We start from the raw sequence: 15,240 nt of genomic DNA on the forward strand, positions 1-15,240 counted from the left end.
ATAGAAGCAGCACTGCTTTTTAAAGAATATTTTAAGGTTTAATGGTCATTCTTGAACCTTCGCTGTGGGCATTAAATTCGGGAGCATACATACATTGTACTGTCGCTATGCCCGTGGAAAAATTGCCCGGTTGTGCCACGCGCAGTTGATATTCAAATACATAATTACCTTTACTTAACCAGCTAATAAAAAAGTTAGTGGCTACATCTTTCGTAACCTGATAGTAATACAGGTCATCCTGGTACTTGTATTCTGACAGGGTGCTAACCGGCTCTGTTCCTGCGGGGCGCATATCTTTTAGCTGCACATATTCAAAATCACGGCCGGCTTTCAGGTAAATGATCACCTTCAACAGATCCCCTGTTTTTGGCTGGTGCGTTGCATCAACCGCTATTGATACTGGCCCGGATGCGTTTTGCTTCTGAATAAAATATTTGCGCTCGAGATGAATATCAGTTTTAGATGGTGTTATTTTATCCATTTGCTCCAGGTACTGCCAGTACATGGCTCCCCAACTGATGGATTTGCAGTTATCCCTAATGACTAATTGACCAAGCGCGGGTTTAACCTGCTCGTCAACCCAGGTTGTTTTTAAGTATCCGGTGCCGGCTTCGGCTTTTATATCCGGCTTTAATTCATTTAATGACTTACCATCTAACCGTATTTCGGATGTGTTCGCCGCCGATAACCAATCATTTTGTTTTAGCAATAAGGCATAGCAGGCAGCAGCTGTAGCTTTGGTAGTTTTCCAATTGCTGGTTTGTTTATTACGCAGCAGCCAGATCTTCATTTCTTCTACAGCCTTTTTCCCTGTCCCCTCTTCTGTAAATAATTCTATCAGCAGGCTTTGCGTTTCCACGGGTGATTGGTACCAGTAATAACCGCTTCGGTTGTTTGCCCAATACATCCCCAAATCATCCGTTTGCTGAGCCGTTTCCTGTAAGGATCTTATGAGTCTCTTCGCTACCAGTGGTTTGCCGTATCGCAGCATGGTTAGCGCTATCATGCCTTGTTCATAAATATCTTGTGTTACCCATTGCTTTTCTGCCCGTTTTAAGTAATTGGATAAAATTCCTTTTGAAACATTTGACATGCCTACGCTTGCGAAGTAACTGCGTACATACCAGCTATGTATCTCCGTTGCATTTATCGCTCGGGATTCGTATGCCTTTGATTGCTGTGCCTGTCTATAATCTTTAATGACTTGACTATCCAGGTAATCGAGTGCTTTCTCTTTTATCGCGTTTAAGGCCAGGCTGCTATCGCCTGCTATTTTTAAATTATATAGCTGACCAATACCGGCTAAAATATGTTGGGTTATATAACGGTCGGCCCCGTCACCTGCAAACCATGGGAAGCCGCCATCGGGCAACTGGCGTTTTTGTAACTTCTCTAAATTCACCTTCAGTTCATTACCCATTTTATTCAGATCAAACAATAATGCAATGCGTTTTTTTTGTTCAGACTCGCTTGTGGCATCGCGCAACCATGGCGTTTCTTCCAGTAAAGTGGATTTTAATTCCTGGTTTTTTTCAAGGTTACTTAACAGTTCGTTGCTGTTGCTGCTTTTCCACCTTTCGAAGACTTGCCTGATAATGGGTGTACTGTTCATCAGCCTAATGGCCAAACTATTCGCAAAATAACGGCTAAAGACCTGTTCAGAGCATTCATAAGGAAACTCCATCATATAGGGCAGCGCCTGCACCGCATACCAAGCCGGATTTTGGGTGTACTCCAGAGTAAGCGATTTGCTTTTTAACGTCTTACTTTGATTGGTCAGTAACTTATCGAAATTGAAACTCCGTGTTTGGCCTGAGCGTATCATCATGGGCATACTTTCAGTAACAAGCATACGGTTGGGTAACACAGGTGCCGTATTCTCTTCCCCGTCGCTGTAATTATCGGCTTCAGCAGTAAGACGATAGGTAAGGGCATCCAGTTCCTGCGGGACAATCAATTTAAATGAAACGGCCTTATTCGCAAAAGCATTCAAATTAAATGATTGGTTAGCCTGTGCTGAATCTGTCAGTAATTTTACAGGCTTCATATTGACACCATTAAAAAGGTTTATCGTCACATTGCCTGTTAGCTTTCCGTCTGTTAAATTAACCAGCCTGGCCGAAAATGTTACCGTATCACCTTCTCGTAAAAAGCGAGGCATATTTGAGCTGATGCTTAGTTGCTTTTGGGTAACAAGATCAGCCTCTAAATAGCCGGTGTTTAATTCCCTGGTATGCGCCAGCGCCCTGAATTTCCATTTGGTTAAAGCTTCGGGCATAGTAAAGTCAATTAGTACCTGTCCTTTTTCATCAGTATGTAATTGCGGATAAAAGAATGCCGTTTCATTAAAGTTTTTACGGATGGTAATTGGTTTAGGGTTCGGCATGCTCCCTATTTCTCTCATCACTACTTTATCGCTTGCACCCGGTGCAGGCGAGTTTACCTGTACACCTGCTACTTTTCCTTCAAGAGAATAAAATCCTGCAGAGTCAGCTTTCGGCGCAAGAGAACCATATATAGCACTGTTTCCACGTATCATAACAGTAGCTACAGTGTTGGTAAAGCTTTTATTACGTTGAGTAGCATAACCAACTACCGCAACTTCGTTTAAGGCATTGCTGCTGCCTTCTAATTTTACGGTAATGTTTGCTGCTTTAGAAGTAGTTATGCTTTGAGATTTATAGCCGATAAAGCTGAAATTAAGTTTTGCGTTAGCCGGTACTTTTAATTTAAAAACCCCCTTCGAATTTGTAGTGGTACCTATGCCCAATTCGGCGATGGTGACTGTTATACCAGGGAGCACGCCTCCATCGGCGCTGTCAATTACCTTACCGGTTATTACATAGCCATTTTTTACCAGAGCAGCATTTTTTAAAAAATCGGCCGCTAATTTTCTGTCGTACTCCGCCATTCTTAGGTTTACCTTGGCTGCTTCCAGGTAGTTCCTGTAACCCGCGTTATAGCCACCGTAATAATTATAACTGAAGAGATTTAGCTTTTCATAATTAGGCGTAAGAACCGTATAATTTGCCTGTTTATTTTTAATAGCACTTGTGATGGAGGTGTTTACAAAACCATAGCTGCTCCATTCAAAATAGTTTGGCTGATATTTATAGGGCCAATAGAGTGCTGCCTCCCAGTTATTGCCCGCTGTTATATCATCCAGCGAAGCATCATACATACCCGCCAGCATTTCTGCAATCTGTTTTTCGTTGTTGTTATTACTTACCTGTATCTTCCATTGCTCTTTTTGCCCCGGCTGCAATTTGTTGCGAAAAGTAAGCAGCTTAAGCTTTAAAGCATTGTCCTTATTTATGATGTTTATTTTTTGATAGCTGTTGTACATCCGGTTCTGGTACACCATCATAAACTGAACGGCTACATCTTTATCGGCATTAGATACAGGTATTTTTATACGCTCTTGTTTTCCGTCTACAGTTATCCATTTAGATGAGATAAGCTTAGCGCCGTGATAACGTTCCATTAAAACGTTTATCTTTTGACCAATGCCTATCCAATACTCGGCATTGCTGCCTGCTTGTACATTATTTAAAACCGGAGTTACCCAGTTGTTGATATTGGATGGCTTGGCCGGTTCAGAAACCAATTCCATATATTTAGTAACCGATGTGGTATCACCTGCATCATTTCGGGCGCTTATAACTACTCTGTAAACTCCTGAAGCACCATTTTTTAATGCATGGAGATCGGCAAGACCCGCTTTATCATTCCGGACAGTGATATCTGAATCTATTACTTGTATGGTATTTGCCCATGTTGCAAAAATATCCTCATTGCCATAGGCGTATCGAGGGAAGCTCTTATTAAAATCAGTTTTGGTTAAAATATACTTATCCGGCTTTTGCCATAACCTGTTTAAAAAAACATGATCATTTTGCTGCAAGGCATATATACTTAATTTGACATGGCCGTTTTGCGGCTGACCGTTTAAATTGTTTAGTCTGATAAAAGCTTGCAAACTGTCTTTAGCAAAAAGCACATCTGGTATGGAGTTAATAATGGCAATATCATTTTTGCCAATCAACACATTTGTTTGCGCAGAATGGGTCTCGCCTGTAGCATCGGTAACATCTGCGTTAATAGCATAGCTGTAAATTGTATTTAGCTGATCGCCCCCCGGGTTAGTGGCTTTAAATTTTACTTCAAACTTACCCTGGTCATCTGTTGTGATGGTATCTGCTTTGATTTCTTCTGTTTCCGGCGCCCTATATCGCGAACCGTACAAACCCAGGCCCTGCGCATTGTTATAAAACACCCTGTTCTGCGAGCGAATGATATGATAGGCAACGCGTGCCTGCGACAAGCCGTAACCGGAAAAGGCGGTAACATTTCCTTTCACCGTAACAGAATCATTAAACCTGTAACTATCGTTAAGTGGTAAAAATTCCGCCTGGAAAGTAGGGCGCTTATATTCTTCTACTTTCAGCGCAATTCTGCCGTCCTCTGTTTCTAACTCGACATCGCCGCCTAACATGTTTTGCGGGATAATAAAACTGCCGCTAAAAGTGCCGAAGTCATTACTTTTTAACTTTAAACTGCTTACCTCTTTCCCATTCACATCTGAAAACGTAATCTGCACTTCTTTGTCGGGCGTTATTTTACTTTTACCGTTTAGCACCTCAAGCTGCAGCCCTTTGAAATAAATGGTTTGCCCGGGTCTGTAGATCTGCCTGTCGGTAAACAAAACGGTCTTATCTTCGGATTCGTTATCGTCATCGTTGTCGTCTCTCACACTACTTATATAGGCCGTTTTACCTTTAAGTGTATCGCCCTTAACGGTCAGATCAACAGTGATGTCATTTAAAATTTTATTGAAAAAATACACCCCATACTTATTGCTGGTGCCGCTCTCAGAAACCTGGGTCCATTGTGATGATTTGGAGTTAGGCATAACTCCATAATATTGTCCCTTTATGGCAACCTTAATGCCGGCCAACGGCAAGCCTGTTTCCCTGTTTAATACAATTATCTCTGTAATTTGGTTAGGGTTACCCCGGGCAATATAGGCCAAGCGGCTTACTTTAAAGTCGGTCAAGCCCGTTAACGTTTTATCGTCACTATTACCAGCTGCTGCCATTAAAACATAGTTGCCTGCTGGCAGCGCATCAATTTTTATTTCTACACTATGCGGGCGATAATCGCCCGCATCTGCCCACTTCACTTCATTTACAGCTATTGGCTTGATTTTTTTTAAAAACTCAAACCGTTGAGCTGTAATTGTTTGGTAATTACTAAACCCATTATAAATGTCTGTTTGAGCTGACGATAACCTGTATATCGAAATTTTTGCGCAGGTTACGTTTCGGTAGTTAAGCAGCGCCAGCAATGGCTTGCCTGGTATATTCACATCTTCCATTTTTAATGAAAGCTCTTTGTCCTCTATTGCAGCCAACAGTTTCATGGCGTTTTTACCACCCAGGCTTTGAGGGTAGCTTAAACTCGCTTTTTTGAAGTAAGTGTAAGCGGTTGTTAAACTATCCAGCGCCCGGTAGTACTGTCCCTGCAATACTATCGCCTGGCTGCTAATAGGCTTGTCTGAATATTTTGCTGCTATTTGCTGCAACGCCGCCAGGTACAGCGAATCTTTACCTGCTAAGTTAGCTTTATCATACAAATAACGTAGGCGTTTAAGATCTAAGTCAGCCAGTGCTTCTGTATCATCACGCTTTATATGAAATAACGAAACTTGTTGTAATAGTTTTATGCCAAGGTAAATGTTTGAGGTGGTATCTGACGTTTTAAAGTTTATTGATGCAAAATTACTGCTGTTGCTAAACAAGTCGGGGTTATTCAATACAAAGGGGAGTTTTGGTTTGGTCAATTCCGGCTCATCTCCCAAGTAAAAGTCAAAGGCACGGTGCACCAAAAAGTCGTACAGTGTGGGCCTTAGATATCGCGTAGCTTCATCACCTGCTAAAACGCCATCAAGGACACCCACAGGTGTGTCCTGTTCTCTCGAAGCATCAGATAAAGATAGCTTATACAGATCGCTTACCTCATTAACTATCGTTTGCAGATCCCACTTTGTAAAGTCAGCATCGGCTTTATTTAGATGGCTGCGCTGGCTAAACCGATAGCGGTTTTGCTGATAATATTTCCAATAGGTTTCTGCTAATAGTGATTGTAAAACGGGCTTTGCCGGAAAGCTTGCCTTATCAATGTCAGCCTTTAAACGGTTGATGATAGCCACTAATGCGTTTTCTTCAATATAAGATTGTAATGTCATCCGGTAGATTACCGCCCGTATCTGCTGCGACGGGTTGTTGTTTTTATGTGCCAACTCATCCAACTTATCTACTTCTTTAAGCGCCGACTTAGGAAGCCCTTTGTCTGAAAGGGAATCTATTTTTAAATTTATTTGATCGAATTTACTTTGGGCCGATGCGGATTGAATGGCTAATACAAAGTAAATTGCTAATAAACAGAATTTTACAGAATACTGAAGTGAGCGCATAAGGTTATGTTAAGGCGTTGATAAATTAGCAATTAATTAGCTTAATACATATAGGATGCAGATCAATCCTCATTTCCATAAAGGGTGCGAAACTAATTTTAAGAATTGTCTCAGAAGTAATAATTATCATAATACTAAGCCGGCTTTATTTAAAAACATTAGTAATCTTATATCTTATAAATTTTTATATTTTTGGTTAGAAGAAACCTGATTCATGCCTTATCAACCTGGCCTACATATTTTAGCGGAGTTTTCCGCAGCTAATACTACATCCTTTTCAGCTTCGGCTGCTTGCAAATTATTTTTTGATGAACTAATCGCAACATACAATCTGGAAAAAGTCGGTGAAGTTTACCATGATTTTGATGGCGCGGGGTTCACCGGCGTTGTGTGTCTAACGGAATCGCATTTATCTATCCACACCTGGCCAGAATTTAATCTGGCAACGTTTGATATTTTCCTGTCAAATTACCAAAAAGACAATTCTGATAAAGTAAGGGTCATCTATAATGAAGTATTGCGTTTTTTTGAGGGTGCGGAAATTAAAAAAACAGAATTGATAAGGTAGTATGGCAACCATAAATTTAAACGCTTTCCCTTATTCAGATGAAGTTGCCTGCCCAAAATGCAAAAACATCGTAACACTTTACGATCCTGAAGGGAGCGAATACATTGTATGTACATCTTGTCATTCTTTTATCAGGTTTATAGCGAATGATACCCTTGTTATTCAAAAATACGCTCCGCCTGTAAATCAGCAACCTGTGATAAGGCTTGGTAGTGTGGGCTTTTTTCGGGGCTATGATTTTAAGGTAATCGGTTACATTGAAAAAAAAGAAAAAGCGGCCGGTTATGCTTGGCGTGAATACATTCTTTATAACTATGAAAAAGGCTATGCCAACTTCGCTGAGTACGACGGCCATTGGACATTTGTTGCCGGTAAAGAGTTTTACCCGAGCCTGGAAAAGCTGAGCGACCGAAGCTGGAACTTTATTGAGTATGAAGAGAATGAGTATAATCTTTTCAATAAATATACCGCCATGACCACAGCGCTAATAGGTGAGTTTGACTGGGATATTTTATTTGAACAGGCTAAAACATCAGAATTTGTTGCCCCGCCCAATATTGTTTATAAAGAACAGGACAAACCCGGAACAAGCACGGCTGATTTTTATTTGGGAAAGTATGCAGAGCCGGCCGAAATTGCTGAGGCATTTAAAATCGACATAAACTTATTCCCACAAAAAGTAGGTATAGGTGCTAATCAGCCTTCCGTACATGCCAAAAGATGGCTTGCAGTGGGTAAGATCGTTCCTGTACTGGTCATCCTGGTTGCCTTGGTTGGTTTCGCAGCATCCGTTATAAAACCGGAACTTCAAGTAATGGATAACGACTACTTTATTGTGAGCGACTCTACAAAGGTTAATGAGTTTAAGCCCTTTATAACGCCATCTTTTGAATTAAAAGACAATTCATCGGCCCTTGATTTTTTGATCAAATCTGATATCGACAATAACTGGCTGGAAACTACAGTAGTGCTTGTAAATGAAAAAAACAATCAAAGTTGGGAAGTGACCGAAAGCATTGAATATTATCATGGTTACGAAGCCGGCGAAAGCTGGACAGAAGGTTCACAAGAGGCGAATGTATTGCTATCAGATATCCCTAACGGCAAATACCATTTAAATATTTATCCCGCCTCGGGCGATACAACGAACAAAAACATTCATATCAATATCCTTGCTAACCCGGTTATATGGCGCAATGTATGGGTAACTATTTTGCTGCTTTGCTTATACCCGCTGTATGCCTGGTACCGAATGCGCAACTACGAAAAGCAGCGATGGATGAACAGCGATTATTCACCTTATGAAGCCGAAGAATGATTAGTACATTTAAATCAGCGCGCATATACCTGATATTTGCCTTACTTATTGTTGGCTATTATGCATATAGCATGTTCAATGGCATTGCCTTTTGGGAAAGCAGCACAGTAACCCGGAACACCGAATACAATAATAACAGCCGGGTAAGGGGCGTTCACGCATTTTATCACAAATAAACACTATAATTATGAGCTTACATGATCTGATTAACTATAAATACATTATCGCATCGGTATTGTATTCGGTAATAGGCATCGTTATCCTGCTGGTATCTTACTGGATAATTGAAAAGATCACCCCCGAGAATTTATGGAGAGAAATTGTAGATAAGCACAACATGGCTTTAGCTATTGTCTGCGCATCATTTATGATCGCCATAGCTATCATCATAAGTTCGGCTATACACGGGTAAGAGTATATGAACAAAAAACTGCATGCTCTGCTGCTTGTATCCGTTTTTGTTGTAGCAACCTGCGGACTGATATACGAACTGATAGCCGGCACCTTGGCGAGCTACCTGTTAGGCGATTCTGTAACCCAGTTCAGCACCATTATCGGTGTGTATCTATTTTCAATGGGCATAGGGTCGTGGGTATCAAAATACTTCGAAAAAAACATTGTCTCATGGTTTATTCAGTTAGAGATTCTGGTTGGCCTGGTGGGTGGCACAAGCTCTACCATATTGTTTCTGGTGTTCGAAAGTATTGCGTCGTTCCGTATTATTTTATACAGCTTGGTGGGCATCACAGGCATTCTGGTAGGGTTAGAGATCCCGCTGCTGATGCGGATACTAAAGGACCGCTACGAATTTAAAGATCTTGTATCAAAAGTATTTACATTTGACTATATAGGCGCCTTGCTTGCCTCGCTGATATTTCCGTTACTGCTGATACCTTATCTCGGGCTGGTAAAGACCTCGTACCTGGTAGGTATCCTTAATGTGGGTGTAGCGCTTATTGTTTGCATAAGCTTTAAAAAGGAAATCAAAGCGGCTGTTTACCTGCAAACCAGTGCTGTGATCAGCATCCTTGCCTTGTTGGTGGGTTTTGTTTATGCGGGCGTGATAACTAATTTCTCAGAAAGCCTTACCTATGCCGATACCATCATTTATTCGAAAAGCACGCCTTACCAACGCATCATCCTTACAAAAAAAGGTAAGGTATTGCGCCTGTTTTTGAACGGGAACCTGCAATTTAGTTCTGATGACGAATACCGCTACCACGAGGCATTGGTTCACCCTGGATTACAGGCCTTGCCAAACGCCCATAATGTATTGGTGATGGGCGGCGGCGATGGGCTTGCAGTGCGCGAGATACTGAAATATCCAAACATACAAAGTGTAACCTTGGTAGACCTGGATAAAGGCATGACGGGTCTTTTCAAATCAAACCGCATGCTGCTGAACCTTAACAAAAGTTCGTTGCTATCCCCCAAAGTAAAAGTAATTAATGCTGACGCGTTTACCTGGTTAAGGCAGGATAAAAGAAAGTTCGATTTTATGGTAATAGACTTTCCGGACCCGTCAAATTATTCGGTTGGTAAACTCTATACCAATTCATTTTATAAACTGGCCAAAGGCGTGCTTGCGCCGGGCGGCATTATGGTTATACAGGCAACATCGCCTTACGTTGCACCAAAATCTTTCTGGACAGTTGATACAACGCTGCGTTCAGTCGGCCTGCACACTATACCTTATCATAATTACGTACCATCCTTCGGCGAGTGGGGTTATATTATGGCTACCGAGAACCCCGTATATAAAAAACCCGCGGTGTTCTTACCCGGGATGCGCTTTGTAACTAAAGAAAGTCTCGACCTGATGTTTTACTTCCCAAAGGACATGGCTAAGGTAAAAACAGAAGTTAACAAGTTAAACAACCAGGTGCTGGTAAAATACTTTGAAGATGAGTGGTCATCCGTTTTATAAAAACACGGGCTTTGTTAACGAATTAAGCCGCCGCTCATTCCTGCTTAAAGCGGGCTTAATAACTACGGGTATTTTTTTGGGCGGTTGTATCCGAAAACTACACCCGAAAGCTGCTTACAAAAATATCAAAGGCAGTATCAAAGGTCCCAATGCAAAAGCGGGGCACATATTGCGCGATAAAGTTCCGTTACCCGCACCAACCGGTACCCGTGAAGTTAAAACGCTGATCATTGGCGGTGGTATTTCGGGTCTGTCAGCCGCGCGCTGGTTAAAAAAACAAGGCCATGATGATTTTGAGCTGCTGGAGTTGGAAGATCATGTAGGCGGTAATTCACATTCGGGCAAAAACAATGTTTCGGCGTATCCTTTGGGGGCGCATTATATTACCATTGTTAATAATGAGGATACCGTGCTTACCGGGTTCCTGCAAGATTGCGGCGTGATAACCGGCTTTGAAAATAAACTACCCGTTTACAACGAATACTACTTATGTTTCGATCCTGAAGAGCGCCTGCTTATTAACGGGCAGTGGCAGGAGGGTATTGTGCCCGATTTTGGGTTAAGCACAGCCGATAAAGCGCAGGTTAAACATTTTTTCGCGCTGGTAGATCAGTTAAAAAAGGCAAAGGGAGATGATGGCAAATATGCTTTTGATATCCCTATAGATGATAGCAGTGCCGACGATAAATATCGGGCTTTGGATAGGATAAGCTTTAAAGAGTACCTGCATCAGCAACAATTCACGTCTGTATATCTTTTGTGGTATTTAAACTATTGTTGCAAGGATGATTACGGGCAAAAAACAGACAAGATTTCTGCCTGGGCAGGCATTCATTATTTTGCATCTCGCAGAGGAAAGGCAGCTAACGCGGAAAACAACGCAGTTTTAACCTGGCCGGAAGGGAATGGCTGGCTGACCAAAAAATTAGCTGCCGAAGTAAGCGAACATGTGCATAAAGGGCAAATGTGTTATAGTATAAGCTACAATCAACAAGGAAAAGTAGTGGCGGGGATTTATGATGTAACGCGGGGGATAACAAGTACCATTGTTGCAGATAATGTTATTATGGCTACGCCGCAATTTGTAAACCAGCGGTTATTTAAAGATCGTATTTATCGGAATTTGGATTATTCCAGCTTAAATTATTCGCCATGGTTTATCGCCAATATTACCGTTAGCCGTTTACCACAGGCAAAGGGAGCAGGTTTGTGTTGGGATAATGTAGGTTATGATACGCCATCGGTTGGCTATGTAAATGCCGGGCAGCAAACCGTTAAAGTAACTGACGAAAAAAAGGTATTAACCTGGTACCTGCCACTGTGCGACCATGAACCGCGCGTGGCACGCATAGCAGCTTACAGCCGCACTTATGAACAATGGATGGATATTATGATGCCGGAGCTGGAATACATGCACCCCGGCATTACAGATGTTGTTGAAAATGTAGAGTGCTGGGTTTGGGGCCATGGCATGATATACCCGGCTGTAAACTATATTTGGGGCGCTAACAGGTTGGCTGCGCAGGAACCAGTGAAAAATAACCTGTTTTTTGCCCATACGGATATAAGCGGCATATCTATCTTTGAGGAAGCATTTCACCAGGGCGTACGCGCCGCAAGCCAGGTTTTAGCCATATATGAAAAACAACCTAATACCTAAACAGCCGTGGCTGCACTCGCCGGGCATTGATGGGATGTTTATCCTGTCGCCACCGTTTATCGCGTTGCTACTGGTCATCTGTTTTCCCGCCCAGTTTCAGGCAGCGTCAGCAATACCCATTTATTATTGGCTGTTCCTTGTGGTTTTTATTGATGTTGCGCATGTATACAGCACCCTATACCGTACGTACTTCAATTTAAATTCCTATAAAAACGATGCCTTTTTAATCGTAGTCCCGATTGCCTGTTATATAGTTGGTGTTTTGCTGCATAGTTTTGACGGAATGCTTTTTTGGCGTATACTGGCTTACCTGGCAGTGTTTCACTTTATAAGGCAGCAGTATGGGTTTATGCGATTATACTCCCGGCAAGAAGACTACCACTATTGGTATACACAAATAGATAAGTTAGCCATTTATACCTCCACCATTTACCCGCTTTTTTACTGGCATTTTGCCGGCAAGAGAAATTTTAGCTGGTTTGTAGAAAATGACATTGTTTCTATTCATTCGCCGATTTTGTTAAATGTAGGGCTTGCTTCGTATCTGACCATAATAGTGGCCTACCTCATCAAGGAATGTATTTATGTGGTCAGGATCAAGACCTTCAATCTGCCCAGAAACTTATTGATAGGCGGTACATTTTTGTCGTGGTATTTTGGCATTGTATATTTTAATGGCGATATGGCTTTTACAACGCTTAATGTTGTGTCACATGGCATACCGTATATGGCGCTGATTTGGATCTTTGAGAAGAGCAAACAGGCAAAAGATCCCGCCAAAGGCAACCTCATTAAGAAATATACCTTCAACAAAGTTGGCGGTGTATTGATCTTTCTGTTGCTCCTTGCTTTGTTTGCCTATATAGAAGAGGGCTTATGGGATGGTTTGATCTGGAAAGAGCATGGAAGCATTTTTACAATATTTTCGAGTCTGCCGAAAATAAATGACCAACAAATGCTGTCACTCTTAGTTCCTTTACTTGCCCTTCCTCAATCTACACATTACGTGCTGGATGGCTTTATTTGGAAAATTAAAAAGGCGGCAACTTGATTAAGATGGCCTGACGTTCTCTGGTTCTTCCCTGTTTATGGAATTTAAGGCTGAAGCCATCCTTTTGAATATCACCACATAAAGGGCCATGATTTTAACTCCCTGTTTGGGATATCAAGATTTCGTAGGGCGATGATTTCGAACCACTTTGGTAACGTTTGACAACCATTTAGCTATGTAGGCGCGTTATTTCTGATAAATATAAATATTTATCATCAGCCCGTTTAAACACGAAGTTGTTCCAAAAATCATCATCATCAAAGTTGCAGCTTGGGTTGCTAATGTAGTCCATACTATCTAATTGGGATATTGGAGAAAAGATTTTTACTATGAGGTCGTAGTCTGCTATTTCCTTATAAGGAAATAATTCAAAGTAAATCCAATTGTATAATTTATCTTCTTTCAAATTATAGAGATAAAATTGCAATGAAGATTTTTTCCATTTGTCCATAGCCACAAAGATTATTAAACAAAATTGCCTATGCGATGGGATTAAAAAATTACAATCATGTCCATACCACCCCCAAACAGTCTGATATCGATCTGGGTCATAAGTTTTTAACCTTATGATTAAAGGTTCGCAAACCGCTTTTGTTATATATCCCTGAAATGAAAGATTTAATTCAGACTTCTTTTCAGCTCGAACCGATGCAACTAAGGTTGAATAACCGACGAACGGTTTTAATTCTGCAGGTATCAACACAGGTGAATTTTCATCAATGCCTCTTACGTAGCTCATCAGCTTTATGTGATGCTCCAACGCTTCCTTAAAATTGAGCTATTAAGAAAGTAGTCCTTTAACGAATGCTTAACTCCGTCCAACTTGCTGTTAAGAATCTTATTTTTATCCTTACTATCCGAAAAGCAACAATCCCTTAGAATATTCCATTCGTCAAAAGCAAATTCCCCGGTGTAAGTAACTAATAGACTTTTATATATCCCATCTTCAATACGTTCTTCAGTTGATTTATACTGAAAGCTGTTGTTATCTAAATGTTTTTTTGTTTTTTCAACCATTCCAGATGAAAAATAAACCGCCGAATGTCCATGGTTTGACAATTCAAAAAGGTGATCATATTCGTAAAATATTGACTTTTTAAGTGCGATAAATGCAAATGCTATGAAACGTTTCTGAGTTTCGTCAAAGAAACCACCTAATAGCCTTTTGAATATTTTCTCATTGAGATGCGGCATTAAAACTTCTTTAATCCGGTCTTTTTCCGATTCAAAAATGATATAAACTCTTCAGGCATTTTTTGAGACGATATTTAATTGGGTAATTGACAGCAATAAAAATAACGAAATCCAACAAGCTTGGGTACAATAGCCGTTGCCGGAGTTTATAATTTGGACAATGATATTTGTTTTTACATGTAAACAACGTGATCCTTAACGGCCATAACAAAAAAAACCGTAAGCCAAACATAGGTTCAACTTACGGTAAGTGTTTCGTGGAGCCGGAGGCTCTACGAAAAGTCTATTTTTCTTCGCAAAATATGCGTTTTTAGCGTTTAAATGAGGTTTTTTGAATGACCTGAAAAAGTGGTAGCCTCGATGGTAGCCTTTTAGATTAATTCAATTCACCGGATTTTATAGAACGATTTCTAATGCAATTTAGGTAAAAAGAAGCATAGGCGGCAATATTGTTCGCTAATATTTACTCGCTTCTTAATCTTTCCACGCTTAGCGTAACTAAACTCGCTGCCATTTGCTCCATTGTTATTATTATATCAAAGATATGAGGGTAACGGAATGTTCTGAACTCTTCTCCGGAACGCGTTGCTCAATGGTTCCGGAATATCCAATTATAGGTTGAGGAAATTTTTAATGTATTTTAATTTAGATAAATTTTCAAGCAGTAACTACTTCATCTCTGTCTTCAACACCTCGATATTTGCTATGGATCGTTTCTTCCTTTTTTAGGGGGGTATTTACTTCCATTATGATCAAGCATCAGTATCAAGCTAATAGTAAAAATGGCAACTGCCGCTGCAACACAATAAATTTTAAAAACTCTTTTTTTTCGAGGGTATAATGCCGCTATTTAATTTGTTTAATATTTCCTGCCTAACTTCTTGTTTATTACCCATTCCGGCACTCCAGGGCAGATCCCTCAACTGAAAGTTATCCCGATATGCTTCCAGCAGCTTTATTTCGTCTGATGTACATTTACCTGACATATACTTCTCGTACAAATCGATAAAATCTTGTTGGGTCATGAAGAATGTGTAATCTGGTTGT

11 protein-coding genes are annotated in these 15,240 nt (G+C 40.8%); 7 read left to right on the forward strand and 4 right to left on the reverse strand.

What is annotated here, in order from left to right; all coding sequences use genetic code 11:
- Nucleotides 1-31 precede the first annotated feature (31 nt).
- Nucleotides 32-6,475 carry an alpha-2-macroglobulin family protein gene (locus J2W55_RS06805; protein WP_310093412.1) on the reverse strand — a complete coding sequence of 2,148 codons (6,444 nt, stop codon included), beginning with the start codon at nucleotides 6,473-6,475 and terminating at the stop codon, nucleotides 32-34.
- Nucleotides 6,476-6,689: 214 nt separating this feature from the next.
- Between J2W55_RS06805 and J2W55_RS06810 the strand changes: the two genes are divergently transcribed.
- Genes J2W55_RS06810 through J2W55_RS06840 form a run of 7 tightly spaced genes read left to right on the forward strand, consistent with a single transcriptional unit; the run spans nucleotide 6,690 to nucleotide 12,999 of the window.
- Entirely contained in the window at nucleotides 6,690-7,043 is a 354-nt protein-coding gene (locus J2W55_RS06810) for an S-adenosylmethionine decarboxylase family protein (protein WP_310093414.1), read from the forward strand.
- A gap of 1 nt (nucleotide 7,044) precedes the next feature.
- Complete coding sequence (locus tag J2W55_RS06815; RefSeq protein WP_310093415.1) at nucleotides 7,045-8,361, forward strand: DUF4178 domain-containing protein; 1,317 nt, start codon at nucleotides 7,045-7,047, stop codon at nucleotides 8,359-8,361.
- On the forward strand, nucleotides 8,358-8,537 hold the full coding sequence (locus J2W55_RS06820; RefSeq protein WP_310093418.1) for a hypothetical protein: 180 nt from the start codon (nucleotides 8,358-8,360) through the stop codon (nucleotides 8,535-8,537). The genes J2W55_RS06815 and J2W55_RS06820 overlap by 4 nt, the downstream gene beginning before the upstream one ends.
- An 11-nt stretch (nucleotides 8,538-8,548) precedes the next feature.
- The gene (locus J2W55_RS06825) at nucleotides 8,549-8,773 is read left to right on the forward strand and encodes a DUF350 domain-containing protein (protein WP_310093420.1); all 225 of its coding nucleotides are present in this window, start codon (nucleotides 8,549-8,551) and stop codon (nucleotides 8,771-8,773) included.
- Between the two features lie 6 nt (nucleotides 8,774-8,779).
- Nucleotides 8,780-10,288, forward strand: coding sequence for a polyamine aminopropyltransferase (locus tag J2W55_RS06830; protein ID WP_310093422.1), 1,509 nt, complete (start codon nucleotides 8,780-8,782; stop codon nucleotides 10,286-10,288).
- Nucleotides 10,266-11,948, forward strand: coding sequence for an FAD-dependent oxidoreductase (locus tag J2W55_RS06835; protein ID WP_310093425.1), 1,683 nt, complete (start codon nucleotides 10,266-10,268; stop codon nucleotides 11,946-11,948). The genes J2W55_RS06830 and J2W55_RS06835 overlap by 23 nt, the downstream gene beginning before the upstream one ends.
- Nucleotides 11,926-12,999, forward strand: a complete 1,074-nt coding sequence (locus tag J2W55_RS06840; RefSeq protein WP_310093427.1) for a hypothetical protein — start codon at nucleotides 11,926-11,928, stop codon at nucleotides 12,997-12,999. The genes J2W55_RS06835 and J2W55_RS06840 overlap by 23 nt, the downstream gene beginning before the upstream one ends.
- A gap of 169 nt (nucleotides 13,000-13,168) precedes the next feature.
- On the opposite strand, the gene J2W55_RS06845 is transcribed toward J2W55_RS06840, so the two are convergent.
- The 3 genes from J2W55_RS06845 to J2W55_RS06855 all read right to left on the reverse strand — a co-directional run bounded on the left by J2W55_RS06845 (nucleotide 13,169) and on the right by J2W55_RS06855 (nucleotide 15,218).
- Nucleotides 13,169-13,738 (reverse strand): hypothetical protein, encoded by a 570-nt coding sequence (locus J2W55_RS06845; protein ID WP_310093429.1) that lies wholly within the window; start codon nucleotides 13,736-13,738, stop codon nucleotides 13,169-13,171.
- 5 nt (nucleotides 13,739-13,743) lie between these two features.
- Complete coding sequence (locus J2W55_RS06850; protein ID WP_310093431.1) at nucleotides 13,744-14,193, reverse strand: hypothetical protein; 450 nt, start codon at nucleotides 14,191-14,193, stop codon at nucleotides 13,744-13,746.
- Between the two features lie 812 nt (nucleotides 14,194-15,005).
- Nucleotides 15,006-15,218 (reverse strand): hypothetical protein, encoded by a 213-nt coding sequence (locus J2W55_RS06855; RefSeq protein WP_310093433.1) that lies wholly within the window; start codon nucleotides 15,216-15,218, stop codon nucleotides 15,006-15,008.
- Nucleotides 15,219-15,240 lie beyond the last annotated feature (22 nt).

Source organism: Mucilaginibacter pocheonensis (genome assembly GCF_031456535.1).
GTDB classification, from domain to species: Bacteria; Bacteroidota; Bacteroidia; order Sphingobacteriales; family Sphingobacteriaceae; genus Mucilaginibacter; species Mucilaginibacter pocheonensis.